The organism is Haloarcula sp. Atlit-7R (assembly GCF_003666065.1).
Lineage (GTDB): Archaea > Halobacteriota > Halobacteria > Halobacteriales > Haloarculaceae > Haloarcula > Haloarcula taiwanensis.
The window spans coordinates 192,170-214,467 of the sequence record NZ_QXIK01000004.1 but is presented as its reverse complement, the minus strand read 5'-3'; the positions used below and the strand labels follow the sequence as shown (position 1 = coordinate 214,467).

The following is a 22,298-nucleotide window of genomic DNA, read 5'->3' as shown; positions in this document are numbered from 1 at the left end:
GTCTCCGGCTGTGGCTGTCGGTATCTTCAATGGGCTCGGTTCAGTAACGGAAGGCAATGCGTGTCACCCGACGGTTCTGGCTCGCGGTCACTGCTGCTGGTAGTCTCCTCGTGGGTGGTGGGGTGCTTGATGCACCCCTGTTGGTGGTCAGTGCTGTCGGGCTCACAGGCTGGCTACTCGCAATGCAGTTTGCGTTCGTTCGTGGCGTCTCACAGCTCAGGGACGATCTCACGGTGACCCAGTCACTCGACCGGGCCCGGGTACAGACCGGCGCCGAAACGACGTACACTCTCGAAGCATCAGTTGACACCGCCGGCGATCACCTGCCGCTCTCCGTCGAGACAGAGATTCCACTCGTAGCGCAGATGGAAGCGGGCCCCGATTCAACGGTCACTCTCGGTACATCGATGCAATTGGCGTCGGTGACACTTCCGCTCACCTGGGAGACTGTCGGAGAGTATACCATTCCCGGAGCCACAGCGACGGTCAGCGACGGCACCGGGCTGTTTACCCAATCGTTCGCGACGGCACCAGGTCCCGAAGTACTGGTCGAGGCACCGTCAGTCGGCCCGATTCACGTTGGGCAGGGTGGGAAACAACTGCTACGCAGTGTCGGCGAACACGATGCCCGCGGGCGGACAGGTGGCCTCTCGGCCGAGGAAATCCGGAAGTACGTCCCGGGCGACGCACTGAAATACGTCGACTGGAAGGCGACTGCCAGACTCGACGAGGCGCACGTCCGCAATTACGAAGCCGAGGGGAACCGTAGCGTGGTCCTCATCTTTGACCACCGTCAGACGCTGGGCGATGGTGCACCTGGCAACACGAAGCTAGAACACCTCAAATCGGTCGCCGCGGCGTTCCAGCAGCGTGCCGAAACGACCCGCGATCCGCTGGGTTACGTCACTATCGGCGACGCGGGCGTAACGGAAACGAGAGTTCCAGTGGCGAGAACCGAGGCCTACAGGTCGTGCCAGCACCGGATCAACGACCTCGACGCCAACGCTGAAACGCCGGCAACAGCCCCCGCAACGGCGGCTGCCACCGGAAGAGTAACGGGGGCGGTGAATCCAGCAGCCGACACACAATCGCCGATGGAAACGGTGCTGCTCGCGTATCGAGACGCTACCGAATCGAAACGACATCTCCCCAATCAACCGCTGTACAACGGTTTGCAGGCGGCCCCACACGAAATACGTAGTGCGGACCTGTTAGTTATCTGTACAGACGACAGCAGCCCGAGCGAACTGCGGAACACAGTCGGCCAGGCGAGACGCAACGCAACGGAGGTCGTTGTGTTCATCACTCCATCGGTGGCTTTCGATACCGACCGCCTCACCGACCTCGATACCGCTTACGAACGGTATCGGACCTTCGACCAGTTCCGGCGTGAGCTGAACGAAATCGACTCGGTGACGGCCTACGAGGTCGGGCCCCTAGACCAGATCTCGACTATTCTGTCCGCCGGCCCAGCCAACACAAACCAGCGGGGGTACGCATGAGTACAGCACTGAACTCGATGGGACGGTCGCGCCGAGCACTGCCCACCGTGCTCGGCCTGCTTGGTATCGTCGGAGCAACAGGAGGGCTTCTCCTGGATGGACCGGTATGGCTTGGCCTCATCGGTGTTGTCCTCGGCGGCCTCTACCTGTCCGGAACAGCCGTTCTCGCGGTCGTGCTTGGACAGATAGCACTCGTCACAGTTGAGACGCCGTCACTGCTATCACTCGCCCTTGTCGAAGGCGGCCTGTTCCTCACATTGCTTTCGGTGGCTACCGAGACGCCTGACAGTCGAGTCGCCAGCAGCCTCGTCGCACTTGTCGTGCCGCTGCTCGGCGGCTTCGTCTGGCTGTCGGTCTGGCGCTGGACCATAGACCCCCTCAGGGTTGGGTTCGCCATCCTCGTCGGAACTGCCATCGTCGGCTATCTGCTCCATCGCTATCTGCTGATAGAACTCGACATCGTGACTGCAGACATCGCTTCGGATCGTGATTTCCAATGAGTCAACCTGCGCCCTCGAAACCGGATATGACAGCAGATGACACCGACCAACAAGCCGATGTTGTGCGGGACCGTCAGACACTCGAAGCGGAGCTTGAAGTATTGCGGGAGGAAAACCGTCGATTACGTGAATCGTACGCACGCGCGAGGCGAGCAACGTTCAGACGGACCGCAGTAGGCTTTTTCGCAGTCGGTGGACTGTCTCTCGTCGCGGCGTTTGTCTTTCCGGCCCTGCAAACCATCTTCATCGCGTTCGGTGGGACCGGTGTGTTTGCCGGCATCGTCACGTTCTATCTCACCCCCGAGCGGTTCGTCTCGGCGTCGGTCAGTGATACGGTGTTCAACACGCTGGCAGATGTCGAACAGCACCTCGTCAGCGAGCTGGAACTCCAGACTGAGAGGATATATGTCCCAACAGCATCCCATCCGGAGACGGCTGCGCGCCTGTTCGTCCCCCAGCACGTCGAGTACGCGGTCCCCGACCCAGAGCAGCTAGAAGAACTGTTCGTCACGGGCGTTGAGGCAGAACAGGGAATATCGCTTCCCCCGACTGGTGACCGGCTATACACCGAGTTCGAGCAGGCGATGTCGGGCACGTTCGGTACCGGTCCCGATGCCATGGCGACACAGCTGACTGCAGCCCTGTCCGAGCAGTTCGAACTCGTTGATGACACGACGATCGAAATCGATAGCGAGAACCGAACCGCCTCTATCGCTATCGACAATCCGGCGTTCGGCGATATTCACCAGCTAGATCACCCAGTGGTGTCCCTGCTTGCGGTGGGATTTGCCACAGGCCTCGATCGACCGGTGACCGTCGATACGCGCGATGACGACCGGTTCAGCGGTGTCGTGACCGTTTCGTGGGACACACCCGAACAACCGTCGACACAGTCCAGTGACGCGGCGACCCCAGAACAGGAGATGGCACCGACTCCGGAAACCGACTAACTGCGGTCCGGGCGCTATTCGGACTCGCGTTTCGTTCCGCCGTCACCAACTGCCGTTTCGACGCCTGCACTGTGATCGGTGTCGGACCCCGGCGGCGTGGTCGACTGAAGGATCTCTTCGATAACTGTTTCGGCACTGATCTGGCTTAGTTCGGCGTCACTGCTCATAATGAGACGATGACGCAACACCGGGAGCGCCATCTCTTTCACGTCGTCCGGAATGACATATTTTCGGCCGTTCAGACAAGCAACCGCTTTGGCTGTATTCTGCAGTGCGAGTGTCGCCCGCGGTGAGGCCCCGTGAACGACGTTTCGGTGGTCCCGGGTCGCGCCGACGAGCGCGAGAATGTACTCCTTGATGCTGTCTTCGATGTGTGTCTCAGGAACTGCTGCCCGAGCGTCCAGAAGTTCGTCCCGGGAGATGACCTGTGAGATAGAGTCCGCATCGAGCGTCGGGTTCGCGTCGAACCGATCCAGTATTGCACGCTCCTCATCGGAATCGGGAATCTCAGTGACGAGTTTCATCTGGAATCGGTCGCGCTGTGCCTCCGGGAGTTTGAACGTCCCTTCCATCTCAAGCGGGTTCATCGTCGCAACGACGGTAAACGGCGTCGGGAGTTCGAGTGTCGACCCTTCGATAGAGACCTGCCCCTCCTGCATTGCTTCAAGGAGTGCGCTCTGTGTTTTCGGCGGAGCGCGGTTGATCTCGTCAGCGATGACCAGATTGGTAAACACCGGCCCTTTCTGCAGTTCGAACTCCCCGTTTCGCTGGTGATACACCGTCGTGCCAGTGATATCCGCCGGGAGCAGGTCAGGCGTCATCTGGACCCGGGAGTGCTGGAGGTCAGTCGCGTTGGCGACGAGCGTGGCAATCGTGGTTTTCGCGACGCCGGGGACCCCCTCCAGAAGCACGTGACCGCGTGTGAGCATTGCGACAGTAATGTGTCGAAGAATCTGCTCGTTGCCGATAAGAACTGTGTCCGTCTCCTCTTTGAGACGGTCGTATAGTACCGACGGATCAGTCATTATGTTGACGTTCGGGCCGCTGTTTAATAACGGCTTCCGTTACTCGCTCCACCTGAGCGGCCTCCCAGTCCGGGTGACGGGCTCTGAGATACTTCTTGACGCCCTCCCGGGACAGGTGTGGGTTCGGTTCGCTGCCCCTCTCTTCGCGGAATCGGTCCCGGAGAGACTCGTCGAGACGGCGGTCGTACGCGAATAGCGCCCCGACCAGCACGACGCCACAGAACAGTAACAGCACGTCTGACCGCTGCATGGCGAGGACGGCAGCGGCCACTGGCGGAACGCTACCGGCATGCGAGTAGTCCAGCAGTGCCGTATCGTGGTCGGCAACGAGATTCCTGACAAACCGATGGTTGTCACCGCGTTCAAGCATCGCATTCACGAAGAGACTCGGGTCACTGACGGCAATGACTCGACCGTCACCCACCGATTCGCTCGTGACAACGGGCCGAGACGCTAACTGCTCCTCGCCGTCGAGTTCGCCGTTGCCGTCGGTGTCGAGATAGGCGTATTCGGAGGTGGTGACGAGCGTCGTCGCGTTGCCGGCCCTGATAGTCGTGCCGTAGTTGAGGACGATAGTATCGACACCCGCCGTCTCCGGGTAGTTGCCGACGGGCGTCGCTTCCGGGAGCGAGGCGTTCCGGTAGTAATTCCGGTTGTCATACACTGGACGGCCGTCGAAGCGTGCCTCCGCCCCGACAGCAGCAAGCAGGGCATTTCCGTGTGGGCGGTAATCGTCGGCGACGACGAGTGTCCCGCCGCTCCGGACGAACTCAGCGATTCGTGTCCGCTCGCTGGACGAGTACGGCTCCGCCGGCGAGAGAACAACTGCAACGGTGTCGTCCGGGTCACTGGCCTGATACTGACTCACATTCGTTCCGACAGTCACGTTTGCACCAGCGTCGGCTGCGACGGTTCGGAGTTCGTCTGTCCCGTCCCACTGTGAGTTATACGCACCGAACGCTGCTGAGGACGTGCTCGCAGCGTAGACGAGTGCGATGACCGTGAGGGCGGTGTAGGCGGCGAGTAGTAGCTGTGGGAGCGTGAGCGATGGCAGCCGGGAGTCCTCAGAGAGCGGTGTCAGCGCCATCAGACCAGCCCCGGCGGTAGAATCGCAAGGACCCGTTTGATGACTACGTAGGCAAAGCCCACCAGACCGATTCCGATAAGCCACCAGAGTCGTCGCCGCCAGCGCGGCGAGACGGTCTGCGGTGCGACCAACTCGACTGTGACGAGAAACCCGATCAGCGAGACGACGAAAAACAGCTCCAGCGTCAGCGCATCCAGCAGGGTCAACACGAGGATACTACCAAGCACCCACATGAGATGCCCGTAAATGAACTGCTGGCGCTGTCGGGTCGCCATACAACGGCGTTCTTGTCGGCAGACAGTCAAAGTTCCGACCGACAGCCGCCAGCAGGGAGTGGCTTATTTGACAACCTAGCAGTGAGAGTCAGTCGTCGCTAGACTGTCTTTCGGTAACCGAATCGTCATCGGGCGTCCGCGTTCGGTCGCCGCTCGGGAGCAACGAAACCGGTGACGCTGTCAGATACGGCACCGTTGCGACGAGGGCACCGAACAGGGCGAGCAAGACGCCGCCGACGAATATCGCTGCGAGGATGGCCGGCGGAGTCCGCGCGGAGAGGCGGAACCCGAAGAAGACGAGCCAGCCAGCCCGCTCCAGCAGCTGTAATGCAACGACTGACAGGCCAAGCGCGAGGCCGGTCGCCGGAATCGCGATACGAGCGATGTCGGCCAGAATTGTCCGCAGAATCCGCCATTGCGTCGCGCCGGTCGAGCGGTGGATGCCGATGGCCTGCCGACGCGCGTGGACCCCCTGTGCGAACGTCGCCGTGGTACTGCCGACGGTACTCAGCGCCGAGAGGACGACAAGGACACCGAGAATCAACTGAACGTTCCCGAACACGCCCTCGACAGACCGTTCGATGGGCGTGCCAGACGCGTACGACCCGCTACTTGCCACCGCAGATGCCAACCGACTGTCGCCGGTCACCTCGTACTCCGCTGTGGCGAGGGTGGTCCCGTTGGCTGTCATCCGGTAGGTGTACGTTCCGGGCTGACTGCGTCCGTTATCCGGAGAGAACCGCGTTTGCGTGACGTTTCCGGGTGGCATGTAGACGGTCCGGTTTCGGGAGACACCGGGACCGATGACGCCCACAGTGCGTGTGATCGGTTCCTGCCAGGGATTTGCGAGCCCGACCCTGAGCGTTGGCGTCGTCAAGACCGACCCTGACGACGGCGATATCGACAGCTCCCCGTACAGTTCCCGCTCAGTTCCACGGACAATCTGAATGTCGTGTGTCGCCGTCTGGGTTCCGGAACGGGCCGTTATCGTGTAATTCCCCGGCTCGCGTGGCAGGGGAACGACGGCGACACCGCTCGACCCAGTTCTGACCGACGGTCCGTTCACTGTGACAGTGGCGTTCGAAACCCGCGCTCCAGTTTTCTTGACGACAGGAACGGAGAGCCCCGACCCGGGCGGGGCCTGTGACGGCAGCTGGTTCGGTATCTCGATAGTGTTCGGTGAGACGACTGACACTGAATGGGTGTACTCCCCGGCAGTAGCGTTTGCGGTCCCCTGCTTCGACGCGGTAAAGGAGACAGTGCCACTCCGTTCCTGTCCCGGCGGGACTGCCACCGTTGTAGTCCGCTGCTCGCCTCGATACCGGACTGTGACATCCCGGTCCGCACGTTCGGTACCGACGTTTCGGACGGTGACGGTGAGATTGACTGTATCGCCCTCCGTGACGTGTCCCGGGCCTGACAGCCCCGTCACGACAGCGCCCGACTGGTTGGCAGCGACACCGCCAGCATCGTCGATCCCTGCGACCGACCCTTTCACGCGAATCATGTGGACCTGCCCCGGTCCGGTCGCCAGGTCGGCTGCGGAATCACGCGGCAGAATGAGCAGGTCATCGAGCGTTCTAGCGGCGTCGTACCGTCCGACGACGGTGACCCGGCGGACTCCGGGCTTGACGCTCCCACTGACGGTCAGTTCGTCACCAACCCCGACATCAAGCGTCCGTGCGAGGTCGCTCCCGATGACGGCCTCGTCGTACCGCTGTGGTCGCTGGCCTTCGACCAGCGTGGCACCGGTGACGTTCGCGAACGCGTCGTACTCCGCCCCGTGGGCCATGTACGGCTGGCCGTCCGAGACCTGCGCGTAGATGATTTCCGGGCTGGCCGGTGTCCCGTCGGCCCGCAGAGCCGAGGCGTAGTCGGCATCGAGGCGGCTGTTCAGCGGGTGGGGCGCGCCGGCTTCGGTGATGGTCCCGGAGCCGCCCGCCCCGCCTCCGAGCGGAGATGCGAGGCCGGCCAGTGAGACGACCAGCAGGAACGTGATGCCGAACACGGTCAGCGTCGCCGCCGTCGGGACGACCGAGCGCCACGAGAGGAACGTCGGTGTGAGCCAGTGCCGGACCCTCGCAAGCCCCGACTGCCCGGACTGCCCGGATTGAGTATGACGGTCCCCGAGGGCAGCCGGCGGGCGAGTCGCCGCCGGATAGGCCGCGAGCGCGCCGGCCACCAGCCCCATCAGAACAAATATGCCGGCGACGACACCGACAACAGTGGCGCTTTGCCCGGTGACGGTGATATCGAGCGCGATTGGGAGTCCAACGTAAATGGCGACGTTGACAAGCGCCTTGATCAGAATGAGTCCGACCGCGTAGCCCAGAACAACGCCAGTGGTCACGAGGAGACCAGCGCGGAGCGTAAACAGGAGTCCCACGCGCCACCCCGACGCGCCGGTCGAGCGGATGACCCGGATCGCGTCGAGTCGGTCGCGGACACTCATCCGCGTGACGTTGTAGACGACGATGAGGACCAGCAGTCCGCCGGCGGCCGCGGCGATACCAAGCGCCCAGAGGACCTGCTCCAGACCGCCGAGGACATACAGGAGCGCGCTGACCAGCGGTGCTCCCTCGCTGGGCAGACTCCCCAGCCCGGTTCCGCTCGGGCTATGATCGACGACGAAGTAGCCGGTGACGCCGACCTGCCGTGCAGTCGAGGCGTTCGTCACGTACCACTGATTAGAGAGGAATGTCGTCCCCCGTTCCTGTGGCACGACAGTGAGCGAAACGGTGCCGTTCGACCCGTTGATCGCCCGAGTTCGCTGCTGGGGGACCGGTCCCCGGCCGTCAACACCGTCCGGAAGTGTCGGTAATCGACCCTCCTGCCACTGAGCCGACCCTTCGATGAGCACGCGTGGCGTATCGGGCGGGATACCGACGAGACGAACGTCGGTCCCGTTTACCGTCGCCGTCGCTGACGGGAGCACGGTGACATCCCCGCTGGGTTCTGGTGGGCCGTTTTCGGCGTCGTGGTAGGTGACAGTCCCGGAGTTCGCAAGCGGCTCAGCGAACGTTTCCGAGTACGTGACGGCAGTGAACAACAGCAGTACCGTGCCGATGAGAAACGCGGCCGTTACGGCGACGACGACGACCGTGAGCCGATCCCGTCTGGACCAGCGAAACAGGAGGGCGTTTCGGTATCCCATCGGTTCGTTAGTTCGTCTCCGTGGACGGGCTCGCGTCCGGCGTCGAGGCGGTATCAGAAACGAGCGTGCCGCCGCGGATGAACAGCCGTTCGTCGAACCGTTGTGCCAGTTGTAGGTCGTGGCTGATGACGACGAGAGCGGTTTCCGTCGATTCCTTCATGCTGAACAGGAGGTCTAGCACCGACTCGGCTGTGTCCGGGTCCAGCTGCCCGGTCGGCTCGTCGGCGAGGATAATTTCGGGGCGGTTTGCGAGCGCGCGCGCAATGGCGACGCGCTGTTTCTCGCCGCCGCTCAGCGTCGCAGGATACTGGTGTTCAAGCCCGGTGATTCCAAGGCGCTCAAACAGCGTGTCCAGCCAGTCTGAGTCGCGGTCGCCCGCGTGCTCCTGCGGGAGCGACGCGTTCTCGCGGGCGGTCAGGTCGCCGATGAGCTGGAAGTCCTGAAAAACGAACCCGAGCGTTGTCCGCCGAAGGCTCGCGCGCTGGCGTTCGGACAGGGTGCTCGCGTCCCGACCGTCGACTTCCAACCGTCCGCTAGACGGGGGTTCTAGCAGCCCGAGGACGTTGAACAGGGTCGACTTCCCGGCCCCGCTCGGTCCCTGAACGAGCAGTGCCGCGTCGGACCCGACCGTGAGTGAGACGCCGTCGAGAATCGTTGTCCCCCGTCGTGTGACACACAGCTCCGAGCCGACGAGGACGGGGTCAGTCATTGTCGGCCTTTCTGCCGGCCTCGTATTGTATGCCACGGTTACATACCCGGGAGAAACAGGGACGAGGGCCAAGCCATGTGCGCTCAGCAACTCGTCTGGTTCCCGCCAGGCCGAACGAGGTACACCGAGTCGAGACCGCGCGTGTCATAGACCACGTCGTTCTCGTAGCGCCACTCCTCCAGCGCCGCGGGCGTGGTCTTCTCGCTCCCTGCTGGGAACAGGTGCGCTCCGGTCGTCCCCCACGACGCCCGCGATAGCGTCGGGCAGTTAGGTTCCGCACCACCACCGAGCCACCGAGCAGTCGGCTGGTACGTTCCGTTGGACGCACCCGGATAGTACAAGTCGACGATACGGCTGAACGGGTGGTCGGACGCCCACTGCTCGTCGACGTGGTCCGCAGTAAACGTCGCGGCCGCGAACTGCGATTCGGTCGCTCCGGTCGGGAACGCCAGCGTGTCGAGATTGACGAACGCGATGGGCATCGTCGCAACCGCAGCAACCACGACGATGATCGTCACAACGGTTGCGAGTCGGTGGCTGTGTGTCCGTGCCGTTCTAAGCCCGCCGTCCGGTGACATCGACCGCCGATAGGCGACCGACGCGACGCCGATGCCGGCGAGGACGAACAGAGGGAGATGGACGAAGGTCTGTCCGCGAAGCGCTGTCCCGTAGTACTCCGGCGTCAGCGAAGCGGTCAGCGAAAAGTACACGATGACGATTGGCGCCAGCAGCAACGCCAGCACGACCGGGCCGATCAGTCGACGGTCGCGGCTCGCACGCGGCAGGCCGACGACCGCAAACACAACCGGAACGGCGAAGGCTGCGACTAATATTAGGAGGCCAGTCGGCGTGGTCTGTGTCCCGGGAAACACGGTCTGTACCGCGTTCGCACCGAGCGTCAGGAACCAGAGCCCGACCGCGCCGCCGATAGTCACGCGCTGGAGGCGAGCGCTCGTCCGCTGGAACCAGACCAGCGTCGCCACGAGGAGGACGACCCAGGCCAGGAACAGGCCCGGATACGCGCTGACGCGGTCGACGTACGGGACCTCCAGAAGCGAGCGTTCTGCGATCCGATAGTACCCCCACATGTACACCCAGAAGCCCGCGACGACAGCGAGGGCAGTAACAGCGTCACGGCGGGTCGGAATCCGGGCAAGATGGGCGGCTAACACCCCCGTCAGCACCAGCGCAGCGATGAGTGAACTAAACGTATGCAAGAGCGGGAAGACAGCGAACAGGACGACCACAACCGCCCCCCATCGACGTCGGTATCGCTCCGTCGTGAGCAACCGGTGGACGGCAATCGCAAACAGCGGGAGCAAGAGGAACGCCAGCGCCTCCTCGTCCGTCTGTCCGGTCCGTCGGAGATAGATGCCTTCCACCGCGAGCCCCATCCCGACCACGCCCATCGCCAGCGTCGTCCGCGAATAACGCCAGCGACCCGTCTGCGCGAGGCGTTTGACTAGCGCCATCGCGGTCAGACAGGACGCTGCACCGGTGACCGCGACGACCGGCTGGGCGATGTACAGCGGCCGTTCACCGGTGAGTGCGCCGACGACCGTCAGCACAGCGGTAAATACGATGTTGTCCGCGCGGAACCGTGTGAGCGGAAAGCTCCCCGTCCGAAGTGTGTCTCTCGCCAGAGCGACGTAGCCGAATCCGTCTAGCGTCGAGGGCAACGGTGTCCAGTGAAGCGTCGTCAGTCGGGCCGCGACTGCTACGGCCAGCACAGCCACGATGAGCAGCACTCGCCCCGTCCGGCCGTCACTCATTGGCGGGTCCTACAGCGGGTGGGTGTAAGATAGTTACCGCATTTCGTCGGCCCCGTCGTGTTTACTGTCCTCGTCTGAGTTTACATGGGCGTCCCTGGGTTGTCGGTAGCGATGGCCGCCGACCCGTCGACCCCGACACCAACGAACCACGACTGCCGGGTTGCCACTATCAGATTCAACAGTTCGTACGCGTACTCGTTTCCGCTGGTGCGCGCTGAAGACAGCAGTTCCAAACAGAATTCGGACCACAGCAACGAAGGCCAGGGACTGGACGGTCAGCGGTCCCCGTTCGACTTGATCTCGCGGGCGCGGTCCACAGCCGCTTCGGCCTGTGACCGGTCGACTGATGTCGGCGCGAACGCTGCGGTCTCGAAGGTTTCGACCACTGTTTCGAGATCTGCCATCCGGTCCTCTGGAACGCCGTGCTCCTGGCTCCGCTGGAGGAGTTCCCAGTGCGTTGCCCCTTCGTCAATCCCGTTTTCTACTGCTAGCACGTCGTGAACGGCGGTGTACGCGACCATCGCTGCGGCGTCGTAGTTCCCGCTGTCCAGATACGATTCGGCGCGGTCCTCGAACGTCGGCGTCGTTTCGTCTGACGACGTCGCCGATGGGTTAGGGTCAGTCATTGACGTGTCACCCGTCTCCGTCGGGACAGGCGAGTCTGTCTCCCGGGATTGGCGGACCCGTGGCACGACAAACCAAGCGGCGACGACAACCGCAAGCGCTACCCCGCCGCCGAAGACGGGCAGCCAGCTGGAGCCCATAACCGCGTTCCCGAAGGCTGCTGCCGGGTTCCCGTCTGAGCCAACCGGTGGGTTGCCGCCGCCGGACCCGGCCGCCAGCGTCGCCGTTGCAGTCGCGTTACCGAGGTTTGTCCTCGGCTCGTCGTACGTGGCCGTAACAGTAACGGACTCGTTGCTCTGCGGATTCTCGAAAACGGTCTGGAACGACCCGTTCCGGTTCGTCTCGACCCGCTGTGTTCCGCCAGCACCGATCTGCAGGCGTACCGGGCGACCAATCACAGGGTCTCCAGCAACGGTCTGGAGTTGCCCTCTGACGAGAGCCCCGCCATCCGTGCGTGATGCACTCACTGAGAGGTTCGTTCGAGTCTCGACGACGACAACAGGGGTCTCCGACTGGACGCCTGCAATCGCTCGGTCTGCATACGGAACCCGGGCGACGACCTGACGCTCCCCGTCGTTTACCGTCGTCGGGAGTCGGATCGTTTCTGTGACGGTGCCGTTCGGTCCGGTCGTCGTCCGTGCAATGACAGTGTCACCAATAGCAAACTCAACCGGGACCGCATCGACACCGTCCGACGCGACTATCACGGACGCCGTGGCATTGAGTTGGTCGCCATATCCCACCACGTCCGGTGCAATGTCGCTCGTCACGTCCGGGGTTACCTGTTGTACCTCAATGGTGAACGTGTCGTTGTCGGACAGGTACACCGAGTCAGCGTCCGGAACGTACTCGATTGCGATGGGTTGTGACCCGAGCCTGGCTGAGCGTGGCTGGTACCGCGTTTCAAACACGCCGCTCGAATCAGTCTGCACAGTCCGTGTCCGGTTCTCGATCCTGAGTTCGATTGCTTCGTCGTCGATGACCGTGCCGTTCTCAGTCTGTATCCGCCCGGAGACCGTTCCGGGGTCGCGAAAGGATGCAGTCGCATCTATCGCCTGAACCGTGAGCGTCGTGCCGACGAGTGTCTCTTCACGGATCTCCGCCTGCGTTGCCGCAATGTTCTCTGTCGTCTCGTTAATCTCGCTCTGTCCTGAGGAGAGGTCGACAGACGTGGCGTTCTCAATCTGTTCAAGGTTCTGGGTCAGTTCTTCGCTCCTGTCACTAATGCTCGATGCTGTTCGCTCCATCGCACGCGCGGTGATGCGGGCCTCGCGTTCGTTACCGCGTTCGCGTGCCGTCTGATACGCCGCGTACTGTTGCCGATACCGTTGGACCTCGTCCGTGAGATTCCGCTGGTTCTCGCGTGCAGCCTCGAACTCCCTCGCAGCGGTATCATCCGTATCCGACGAGGTGTCTCCGGCGACTTCGACGTACTGCTCCAGACGTTTGTCGTAGTCGTTGCCGAGGACTGACCGAGCACGGTCGTACTGGTCGTTCGACAGCGCAATACTGCTGTTTTCCAGCCGTCCGCCCAGCGTCTGCGCTAACCAGGCAGCCGTTTCGTCGCTGTACTCCCCGTCAGATACCGAATCCGGGTCTTCCTGTTGCGTCTTATTGTTGTCCGCTGGCGTCTCCACCTGACGGTCCAGAACCGGACCCCCGTCGTTGGCTTGCACTGCTGTCACCCCACCAACGCCCGCTGTAAGTCCCATAATTGCGAGGGTGATGAACACGGCCCACGACTGGCTCCGGAACACACCGAGTTATTCCGCTGGTTTGATAAAATGCGTTCGGTTGACTCACCGGAGGCAGTTCCAGTCGGGTACTGCGACAGAAAGCAAAGCAATCAGCTATTTTTTTTACCGCGCCGACATGACTCATTGGCAATGGCTGAAACCCGGGCGTGGAAACTACTCCTGCCGCGCCAACTCCGCCACCTTCCGGCCGATCTAGCAGGCGTTATCGGCGTGGTGATTCTGACGAACCTAGCTGCCCTCCTGCCGGTCGTCTCCGACACCCCAGTCCGCATCGGCGCAGGACTCGTGTTCGTCCTCTTCATTCCCGGCTATGCGTTCATCGCGGCGCTGTTCCCGGAGGCCGGAAGCGGCCCGACGGCTGATGAGGAGAACGGTACGAATCCACAAGCCGACGGAATTGACGGTATCGAACGGACCGCACTCTCATTCGGCCTCAGTATCGCGCTCGTTCCGCTGGTCGGTCTGGTGTTGAACTTCACGCCGTGGGGCATCCGCCTGCTTCCGATTCTCGTCTCGCTCAGCGGACTGACGCTCGTGTTGACTGCTGTCGCGGCTGTTCGACGCTGGGCATTGCCCGCTGACGAACGGTTTCGCGTCCCGTACCGTACGTGGCTCAGTGCCGGCCGTGATGAACTGTTCTCGCCGGCTTCACGGACAGACGCAGTCCTGAACGTCCTGCTGGTCCTGAGCATCCTGCTTGCGGCCGCCAGCGTCGGATACGCCATTACGGTGCCGAAAGACGGCGAGCGGTTCAGTGAGTTCTACCTGCTGACAGAGGACGAAGACGGCGAACTCGTCGCTGACGGCTATCCGACGGAGTTTCGCCAGGGCGAGGGCCGCTCGCTGATTGTCGGTATCGGCAATCAGGAACACGAACGGACAGAGTACACCGTTGTCGCCGAGTTACAGCGCGTCGAGCGCGTCGGCAACGAGACGCAGGTCCGGGAGCGGTCGGAGCTGCGGCGCTTCCAGCCGACGCTAGGTCACAACGAGACCTGGCAGCGCCAACACGAGGTGACTCCCGGGATGACTGGCGACAGGCTTCGGCTCCAGTACCTGCTGTACCGTGGCTCACCGCCTGCCACCGTAGACCAGTCGACCGCATACCGGGAAGTCCATCTCTGGGTGAACGTAACCGGCTAACCCGTGTTCTCGTAGAACCCATGTAACTCGGGACTGTCCCACTGCCTGCCGCTTGAACACCGAACCCGGCGAACAGCTTTTATTTTCCCGGACCGTTCGCTTCACGGTGTACCCCGCAGGCCACTTCCTCCTCGCAGCCATCCCGTTGACAGTGTATACGGTGGCCCGGTGGCGTCGCCTCCCGTCCGGGCCGATGGTACTCCTCTTGCTTGTCGCGACGCAACTCCCGGACGTAATCGATAAACCGCTCGCGTGGACGTTCGCTATCCTTCCGAGCGGGCGAATGCTGGCCCATTCGCTGGTCGTCTCGCTACCCATCCTCACCATTGTTGTGCTGCTGGCTGCACGTTGTGGCTATGTGCGGTACGCTGTGGTGTTTTCGGCCGGCTACCTCTCACACATCGCCGGCGACTTCTACCCCATCGTGCGGCTCGGGACAGAGTACTACTTCTTCCCGAACCTGTTCTGGCCGCTGTTGGCGGCGAACCCAGATAAAACGCCGTCGTTTGCGGCGCATTCACCCGACAGTCTGCTCTCGTTTGCTGTCCCTGTGGCCGTCTTCGGACTGGCCGTCAGCTACAGTCTCGTGACGGTATACCGAAGAGACGACCGGTTCCCCGCCGGAGTGCCACCGCGATAACACTTCGTTCAACAGTCGTCGCCTGCCAGAATGGCGGCTCTCCGGCGACAGAAGGCAAGTTGTCAGTCAGATATTGTCGCTGCCGTTCCCAACGCTACGGGCAAAAGGACAGCGACCGTCTTAGGATGGGGCCACGGGTTCGATCGGCGCTTCGCCGCAGTTGACACAGATGTAATCCTCGTCAACAGTGCGTACGACCGGTGAATTGCACGTGATGCACTTGAGTTTCGCCGCACGAGATGGCTTTGCGTAGTCCCCCATTGTGTGTACCTTACAGACACATGTTATTTGTAAAATAATATAAAATTACCCCTTACAGCAATATTGTATCAGCAGCCGCTGGTGACCGGATAATGCAATGACTCGTGCCCTCGGTGGGGACATCGCAGGAAGACAGCCGTGCCAGAGAATAGACAAAACCACCGGTAAACTGTGAGGGTTCGTTACTCCCGGCGTGCCAGGAATCCGGCACCTAGCAGTGCTAGCACCGCGACAAGTACGGTGAAACCGGGACCGCTCGAACTCGTGGTCTCGACCGAACCCTCGGTGCCAGCTGTTGCCGTGTCGTCGGGTTGCTGGGCACCACCACCACCTGCGGTCGTGGCCGTTTCCGTCTGCTCATCGTCGTCTTCTGTTTCGGTGCTGTCGTCCGTGGTAGTCTGGTCCTCAGTATCGGTCGTCGGTTCGTCCTCAGTGTCCTCACTATCGGAGTTGTCGTCTCCGCTATCGCTATCGTCACTCCCGTCGTCGCCACCGCCACTGTTATCGCCGTCGTCACCACCGCCACTGTTATCGCCGTCGTCATCACCGCCACTGTTATCGCCGTCGTCGCCATCGGTTTCATTCGACTGCGACAGTGTGATTGTCCCGGTGGCGGAGTTGATTTCGTTGGAGTCCTCGCCAACGGCGATGTGAACGTATGTGTAGGTCCCGTTTGGCCAGGAGTCCAGTGTTTCGACATCGACAGTGGTATCGGAGGCGTCGGACACCGTCGTCGCCGAGGCATGCAGCACGTCGTCACCGGTCGGCTCTGGTGATGCTTCGGAGAGAACGAATCCGAACAGACCGACTAGCCCCGCAGACGGCATCGCTCCCGCTGCCGTCGAGTCCCCAACGGGGAGGGTGGCGTCATCATCGGCCGACGAGACGCCGTTGACGCCATCAAAGGAATTCTCGACCGTGACCTGCTCTTCCGAGAAGTTCTCATCGATGTCGCCGGTCACGCGGACGGTGCTCGTTCGCTGTTGGAGTTCGTCCTCGTCGAACAACAACACGGCGTGCGTGACAGAGTCATCGTCCAGTCCAGTCTCGATATCGAGCGACACGTTGTCACCAGCAGCGACATCGTTGGCGGTCGCATTGACTGTGGCTGGGTTTTCCTGAACCAGCGTCTGTTCGACGCCGACAACGGTCACGTTTCCATCGGCCGAGACGTTGTTATCCGAAACGGACAGGCCCTGCCCGTCATCGACGGTGACCAGAATGAAGCCGTACGCACCACCCGAGTCAGGTGTGTAGGAGGTTTCGAGCACACCGTTGTCATCTATCGAGTCGACCCCCTCGGCATCGTCTAGCAGTTCGACAGAGTTAGCGTTGGAGTCATTCGTAAAGATATCAGCTAGATCGGTTCTGACGCTGCCTTCACTAAATCCGGCCGCAGTTGGGTCCTCAGAGAGACGGACAGCGAGCAGTTGCGCCTCGTCGCCGGCAAGTCCCGTGGTTCCAGCCCCTGTCGTTGATTCGAACGTGAGATCAACTGGTTCGCCCGCCTGGTGAATCGTGTACTCTTCCCTGTTGAGGGGGACGTCACCGGTCTGGGCGGACTCAATGTTGATGTACGTCTGTGGAGCGGCTATCGCCGTGGGGCCGGTGGAGGATGTCCGAAGCGGGAGCAGTGACCGCTCCCAGACATCTACGTTTTCCGTCACTGCCGTCGTTTGTCCGTCATCCACTGGCGTTGCCGCTGCTGATGTTACCGACATGGGAGCGGCTAACACCAGCAGCACTGTAATCGCACAAATTACAGTGTGTTTCCCGTTTGGTGTTTTATACATTACTGAATTTTTTCGAAAGGGCACGGTATAATTCTTATGCAGTGACATTCGACGATACACGGTGTCATATGAAGGTTGGAAGACATGTAGACACCGTTCAAAGTTATAATATGCGAACGCTGAATCTGTGTCTCGGTACGTGCCTGTTTACCCGGTAGGGGCTACCAGAAGAGTGACTGTTCGACGCCGTCCAACTGACAGCGCACCAGTTCGCGGTATCAGGTTGGCACTATATCGCCGTGGGACCGGTATGTTCAGTGACGTTCGGTGACGGAATGTGTGTCTTGTTCGGCACCGCCGATCAGTTATTCTGCGCCGTCTTCGTCGTCATCACCAGTGCTATTCGGTCCACCAGCGTTATCTGGGGGCCCGCCGCCGTTGCCCGGACCATTGCCGTTGCCCGTCCCACCGTTGTCAGAGCCGCCACCCGGACTCACTGTCACTGTACCGGTGTCCGAGTTGATGGTGCCAGTTTCATTACCAACTGCGACGTGGACGTACTGGTATGCGCCGTTTGGCCAGGAATCCAGCGTCTGTACCGTTACATTGGCGTCAGAGTCAGCGCTGACGACCGTTGCTGAAGCGTGGATAACGTCGCCGTCGGCATCTGATTCAGCTTCAGAAACCACCACGCCGAATATACCCTGTAACCCGATTGCGGGTAGCGACTGGTTTTCGGAGAGGTTGATACCTGCGAGACTGGTGTTGTCGCCGACTGTCGCAACACCGCTGACGTTGTCAAAGGAATCTTCCACAGTGATCTGGTCCTGACTGAAGCTCTCATTTAGCTCGCCAGACACGGTCACCGTGCTCGACTGTCGCTGAAGTTCGCCTCGCCTCACCAGCATCACTGCATGCGTGGCGTTTTCGTCCTCCATCTGGGTGTCGACATCCAGCGTAACGTTGTCACCTGGATTGACCGGATTCTGAGTCGGCTCGACGGTCGAAGCGTTGTCCTGTACAATCGCTTGCTCGACACCGACGACAGTCACGGTCCCGTTGACGGAGACGTTGCCGTCCGACACCGACAGGCCCTCGTCACCCTCGTCGACAGTCACCAGAACGAAGCCGTATGCACCGCCCGATTCAGGGGTGTAGGACGCATTCAGTTCGCCGTTCTCGTCTATCGTGCCGACGCCGTCCGCGTCATCAAGCAGTTCCGACGACGTGGTGTCGGAGTTGTTTTCAAAGACATCCCCGAGGGACGCGGTAGAGATGTTGCTGGCGTTTATCCCTGCCGTAGCTGGTACTTGATCAAGTTTGACAGCGAGCAGTTGCGCCTCGTCGCCGGCGAGCGACCGCGTTCCGGCACCGATCCGTGGTTCGAAGGACATGTTGATCGACTCGTTGCGCTCGTGGATCGTCACCGTCCGTTTGTTAAGCGGTAGGTTGCCAGTTGCAGCCGATTCGACGTTGATGAACGTCCGCGGTGCCACTATCGTGGTCGGCCCTTCTGATGTCGTTCGGAGCGTGAGTGGAGACCGTTCCCACACGTCGACGTTTTCGGTTACCGAGATGGATTGACTCTCGGCGACAGGAGTTGCCCCGACAGTGGACATCACTGATAACGGACCAGCCAACACGAGTGCGACTGCCATTACGAAGACGACAGTCGGTTTTACTATTGGCGTTTTTATCATTACTAAAATATTACTGAAGGCTTTGGTATATTTCTTGCGCAATGACACTATTTGGGTAGCCCAAGACACCTCTCTGGAAGCATACAATGCACAAACTGGAATTAAACTGACTGTATTGTTTCAATTATTCTTTTTTGATAATTATCAAGTAATAAGATGATAGCTAACCGGTGGTAAACAGTCTATATAATAACACCGTACCTGTAACTGCATCTACTGGTATAATTACAGAAAATCCGAGGCGAAAGCCTCGTCGTTCACCACGTGACAACCGGAGTTAGAGTCCAGTCAGGACGACCGCACAGCGGAACCAGAGCACGGCGATCCTCATCGCAGATAGACATCTCTGTCACATCGGGTCGGAGAATTGCGAGGGAAGATCGCTCCGTGCGAGTCTTCCAGCACCGATCGGCTCTCGTCTGTTCCGCGAGATACCACCGGGGTCGGCGGCGTACTCGCGACCATGACGATGGCCGCTCACTGTTTGTGAGGGACCGTGTCGGTCCAACAGTGCGAGGGAAGGGATTTGAACCCTTGGACCCCTACGGGAGCGGATCTTGAGTCCGCCGCCGTTTCCTGGCTTGGCTACCCTCGCACGTGTATTGCATTACGGTACACACGGTGGTACGGTATAAATGTCGTACGGAAGCGACTCGGGTCCAGACGGTAGTGACAATCAGACATACTGAGCGCGGGTGCTGTCGCGCGAGCAGGTGTACACCACATTCGAGGACCTCACGTAACCGACAGAACCGGTGGTTTGACCCGCCCTGAACCAGTAGTGGAGGCATGGACGACCACACGCGTGACCCGACCGTCGAGGCCCCTGACGGGAACCCATCGGGATGGCGAACCGACGGCCAGTGGGAACACGAGACGCTCAGACGGGCCGTGGTCCACGGCGTCCGCCTGTACAACTCCGGGGAGTTCCACGAATCACACGACTGCTTCGAGGACGAGTGGTACAACTACGGCCGTGGGAGCACGGAAAGCAAATTCCTCCACGGGATGGTGCAGGTCGCCGCCGGCGCGTACAAGCACTTCGACTTCGAGGACGACGACGGGATGCGGTCGCTGTTTCGCACGTCGCTGCAGTACTTCCGTGGCGTCCCCAACGACTACTACGGCGTCGATTTACTGGACGTGCGCACCACAGTAACGAACGCACTGTCGGACCCGTCGGCACTCCATGGATGGCAGATCCGATTCGACGGCGAGTACCCGACGTGTCGCCCGGAAGACATCGAGTTCGCGGAGTCGCTCGAACACTGACTGAATCCGGATAATTCTAAAGGCTGGAAGTGTTAGCACGGGTAGATGCGAATCGAGCAACTGGGAGACGGGGATCCAGAGGTGGCCGTCGTGGGAAGCATCCACGGCGACGAACCGTGTGGCCGAGACGGGATCGAAACCGTCCTTGCCGACCCGCCTGCGGTCGAGCGACCTGTCAAGTTTATTATCGCGAACGAAGCCGCCCTCGAGGCAAACAAGCGGTATCTCGATACTGACCTCAACCGCTCGTTCCCCGGCGACGCCGACAGCGAGTCTCGCGAAGCACGGTTAGCCGCAACTATTACGTCTGAACTCCGTGACTGCACCGTCCTTTCGCTGCACTCCACGCAGTCCTACGACGGGATGTTCGCCCTCGTCGACGAGCTCACGCCGGAGATGGAAGCCCTCTGCAGTGTGCTTTCCGTAGACGCCGTCGTACAGACGAAGGGCGCAAACGAGGGCCGAATGATCGCAACAGTCGACTCTGTTCTCGAAGTCGAGTGTGGCTATCAGGGCTCTGCTGAAGCCGCCGAGAACGCAGCGCAGGTCATCCGGGAGTTCCTCGCCGCGACCGGCGTTACCGCTGAGTCTCCCCCACAGCGAGAGACGTCACTGCCAGTGTTCCAGCTCGGCGAGCCGATTCCGAAGGCAGCGGCCGAGCAGTACGAAGTGTTCGTCAGGAACTTCGAGCCGGTACCCGAAGGCGACCCTGTGGCAGCAGCCGACGACGAAACCGTCGTCGCAGAGGAGCCCTTCCACCCGGTGTTGCTCTCAGCCTACGGCTACGAGGACGTGTTCGGCTTCACCGCGGACCGAATCGGAATGCTAGACTGAGACAGATTGCTGATCCGCTGAGTTAGACGGCAAACGCCTTTCGGAAGACCGAACAGAACCCGCATTGTCTGCCGGGAGTCAGTTGTCACACGCGTTTCCCTCTCAGTTGCCGAGAGTCCATTCAATGGTTTGGAAAGAAGCTCAGGCAATCCGATTGTAGAGACTGTCCGGTACGAAATTTCCCAGAACACTGCGAGCCTCGTATATCGATCCGCCTTCGCGGTTTTCTCTGTACCAGAACGGCGGCTCAAGTTTCCTGATCCGCTGCATGTCGCGGTCAGTGAGTTCGAAGTCAAAAACGTCAATGTTCGCTTCTATGTGTTTCGGCGTCGCCGCTTTCGGAATCGTGACAACATTCTCCTGTTGTATCAGCCACCGGATAGATACCTGCGCTGCCGATTTGCCGTACCGATCTCCAATCGAACGCAAGACATCGTCTTCAACAGCTCGCCCCTCCGCAAGCGGACTATATGCGGTAACTGTGACATCGTTGTCCTGGCAAAATCTGACGAGTTCCTCGTCACCCCAGTAAGGATGGTATTCAATCTGATTCGTCGCAATAGGAGCGTCCGAAAGTCGCATCGCCTGCTTGAGCTCCTTGATAGAAAAGTTACTCACCCCGATCTGATTGACCAACCCGTCATCGACGAGTGTGTTGAGCGCGTTGACTGTTTCTTCCATATCGGCCAGCGGATTCCACCAGTGGACCAATAACAGATCCAGATACTCCGTTCCCAGCCGTTCGAGACATCCCTTCGCGGCCTCTATCAAGCGTTCATACTCGACCATTTCGGGATATCCCTTGATTTTCGTCGTCAAGAAGATGTCTTCGCGGTCAACGCTGGATTGTTCGATTGCGCGACCGACGGCCGCTTCGTTTTCGTATGCCATCGCAGTGTCGATATGCGTGTACCCACAATCAAGCGCATTCTTAACCGCGTTGTAGCATTTGTACCCTCCGGTTCGGTAGGTACCGAACCCGAGAGTAGGGACCGTGGTCGTACCATTCTGCTCGGGAGCCATGTCGGCTGACTGCTGTGGTCGCTTCATTTTCCTCAGTTGTATCCGCTACAATCATGCCGGTAGAACGGGGCCTGTATTGGTATGAGCTTTATAATTCAACTGATTCAGATATGGACTGAGGAAGTGAAATATTAGTGATGTGATGATGGAGATATGATTTACAGCTCTGTGCTACGATTTCATCGGAACCATGCTGAAACGGAGTCCCCGCGATTCGCTTGGCTTTACAGAGGAGTTTACTTCGTTTCTGTAGCGTGTGTAGCTGGGAAGAGATGATAATCTGTGTGGCATAGCAGCCAGACGACTCGTTACACTTGGTACCGAAAAGAAAGCCACG

General features: G+C 60.6%; 18 protein-coding genes and 1 tRNA gene. 8 read left to right on the top strand and 11 right to left on the bottom strand.

All coding sequences use genetic code 11. The features are described 5' to 3' along the window. Positions 1-56: 56 nt before the first annotated feature. The 3 genes from D3D01_RS11165 to D3D01_RS11155 are packed head-to-tail and all read left to right on the top strand — an operon-like array spanning position 57 to position 2,952. The gene (locus D3D01_RS11165; protein WP_121512243.1) at positions 57-1,502 is read left to right on the top strand and encodes a DUF58 domain-containing protein; all 1,446 of its coding nucleotides are present in this window, start codon (positions 57-59) and stop codon (positions 1,500-1,502) included. After that, positions 1,499-2,002, top strand: coding sequence for a hypothetical protein (locus D3D01_RS11160; RefSeq protein WP_121512242.1), 504 nt, complete (start codon positions 1,499-1,501; stop codon positions 2,000-2,002). Before D3D01_RS11165 ends, D3D01_RS11160 begins: the two co-directional genes overlap by 4 nt. After that, positions 1,999-2,952 carry a hypothetical protein gene (locus D3D01_RS11155; protein WP_121512241.1) on the top strand — a complete coding sequence of 318 codons (954 nt, stop codon included), beginning with the start codon at positions 1,999-2,001 and terminating at the stop codon, positions 2,950-2,952. The genes D3D01_RS11160 and D3D01_RS11155 overlap by 4 nt, the downstream gene beginning before the upstream one ends. Positions 2,953-2,966: 14 nt before the next feature. On the opposite strand, the gene D3D01_RS11150 is transcribed toward D3D01_RS11155, so the two are convergent. The 7 genes from D3D01_RS11150 to D3D01_RS11120 all read right to left on the bottom strand — a co-directional run bounded on the left by D3D01_RS11150 (position 2,967) and on the right by D3D01_RS11120 (position 13,310). Then, on the bottom strand, positions 2,967-3,977 hold the full coding sequence (locus tag D3D01_RS11150; protein ID WP_121512240.1) for a MoxR family ATPase: 1,011 nt from the start codon (positions 3,975-3,977) through the stop codon (positions 2,967-2,969). Next, positions 3,970-5,064, bottom strand: a complete 1,095-nt coding sequence (locus D3D01_RS11145; protein WP_121512239.1) for a DUF4350 domain-containing protein — start codon at positions 5,062-5,064, stop codon at positions 3,970-3,972. Before D3D01_RS11145 ends, D3D01_RS11150 begins: the two co-directional genes overlap by 8 nt. Next, entirely contained in the window at positions 5,064-5,339 is a 276-nt protein-coding gene (locus tag D3D01_RS11140) for a hypothetical protein (RefSeq protein ID WP_121512238.1), read from the bottom strand. Before D3D01_RS11140 ends, D3D01_RS11145 begins: the two co-directional genes overlap by 1 nt. Before the next feature lie 88 nt (positions 5,340-5,427). After that, positions 5,428-8,493, bottom strand: a complete 3,066-nt coding sequence (locus D3D01_RS11135; RefSeq protein WP_121512237.1) for an FtsX-like permease family protein — start codon at positions 8,491-8,493, stop codon at positions 5,428-5,430. Positions 8,494-8,500: 7 nt separating this feature from the next. Then, positions 8,501-9,202: an ABC transporter ATP-binding protein gene (locus tag D3D01_RS11130; RefSeq protein WP_121512236.1), complete on the bottom strand. Its 702-nt coding sequence runs from the start codon at positions 9,200-9,202 to the stop codon at positions 8,501-8,503. 83 nt (positions 9,203-9,285) lie between these two features. Further along, positions 9,286-10,974: a sodium:phosphate symporter gene (locus tag D3D01_RS11125; RefSeq protein WP_121512235.1), complete on the bottom strand. Its 1,689-nt coding sequence runs from the start codon at positions 10,972-10,974 to the stop codon at positions 9,286-9,288. Positions 10,975-11,249: 275 nt separating this feature from the next. Beyond that, the gene (locus D3D01_RS11120) at positions 11,250-13,310 is read right to left on the bottom strand and encodes a hypothetical protein (RefSeq protein ID WP_121512315.1); all 2,061 of its coding nucleotides are present in this window, start codon (positions 13,308-13,310) and stop codon (positions 11,250-11,252) included. A gap of 174 nt (positions 13,311-13,484) precedes the next feature. On the opposite strand from D3D01_RS11120, the gene D3D01_RS11115 reads away from it, so the two are divergent. Together D3D01_RS11115 and D3D01_RS11110 are read left to right on the top strand one after the other, a co-directional pair. Further along, positions 13,485-14,498: a DUF1616 domain-containing protein gene (locus tag D3D01_RS11115; RefSeq protein WP_121512234.1), complete on the top strand. Its 1,014-nt coding sequence runs from the start codon at positions 13,485-13,487 to the stop codon at positions 14,496-14,498. 106 nt (positions 14,499-14,604) lie between these two features. Beyond that, positions 14,605-15,138, top strand: a complete 534-nt coding sequence (locus D3D01_RS11110) for a metal-dependent hydrolase (RefSeq protein ID WP_232794452.1) — start codon at positions 14,605-14,607, stop codon at positions 15,136-15,138. A 443-nt stretch (positions 15,139-15,581) separates the two neighbouring features. Here the strand turns inward: D3D01_RS11110 and D3D01_RS11105 are convergent, their stop codons facing one another. Beyond that, complete coding sequence (locus D3D01_RS11105) at positions 15,582-17,192, bottom strand: PGF-CTERM sorting domain-containing protein (RefSeq protein WP_233563318.1); 1,611 nt, start codon at positions 17,190-17,192, stop codon at positions 15,582-15,584. A 305-nt stretch (positions 17,193-17,497) separates the two neighbouring features. Continuing rightward, on the bottom strand, positions 17,498-18,790 hold the full coding sequence (locus tag D3D01_RS11100) for a PGF-CTERM sorting domain-containing protein (protein ID WP_199725391.1): 1,293 nt from the start codon (positions 18,788-18,790) through the stop codon (positions 17,498-17,500). On the opposite strand from D3D01_RS11100, the gene D3D01_RS24520 reads away from it, so the two are divergent. Further along, entirely contained in the window at positions 18,744-18,992 is a 249-nt protein-coding gene (locus D3D01_RS24520; protein WP_233563333.1) for a hypothetical protein, read from the top strand. The genes D3D01_RS11100 and D3D01_RS24520 overlap by 47 nt on opposite strands. 351 nt (positions 18,993-19,343) lie before the next feature. Here D3D01_RS24520 and D3D01_RS11095 read toward each other — a convergent pair. Next, positions 19,344-19,427: transfer RNA gene (locus D3D01_RS11095), tRNA-Leu, on the bottom strand. A 194-nt stretch (positions 19,428-19,621) separates the two neighbouring features. Here D3D01_RS11095 and D3D01_RS11090 point away from each other — a divergent pair. Both D3D01_RS11090 and D3D01_RS11085 read left to right on the top strand, forming a co-directional pair. Next, on the top strand, positions 19,622-20,104 hold the full coding sequence (locus D3D01_RS11090) for a DUF309 domain-containing protein (protein ID WP_101350166.1): 483 nt from the start codon (positions 19,622-19,624) through the stop codon (positions 20,102-20,104). A gap of 45 nt (positions 20,105-20,149) precedes the next feature. Further along, positions 20,150-20,938, top strand: coding sequence for a succinylglutamate desuccinylase/aspartoacylase family protein (locus D3D01_RS11085; RefSeq protein ID WP_121512232.1), 789 nt, complete (start codon positions 20,150-20,152; stop codon positions 20,936-20,938). Between the two features lie 141 nt (positions 20,939-21,079). On the opposite strand, the gene D3D01_RS11080 is transcribed toward D3D01_RS11085, so the two are convergent. Beyond that, a complete protein-coding gene (locus D3D01_RS11080; RefSeq protein ID WP_101350167.1) occupies positions 21,080-21,988 on the bottom strand; it encodes an aldo/keto reductase in 909 nt (302 codons plus the stop codon). Positions 21,989-22,298 lie beyond the last annotated feature (310 nt).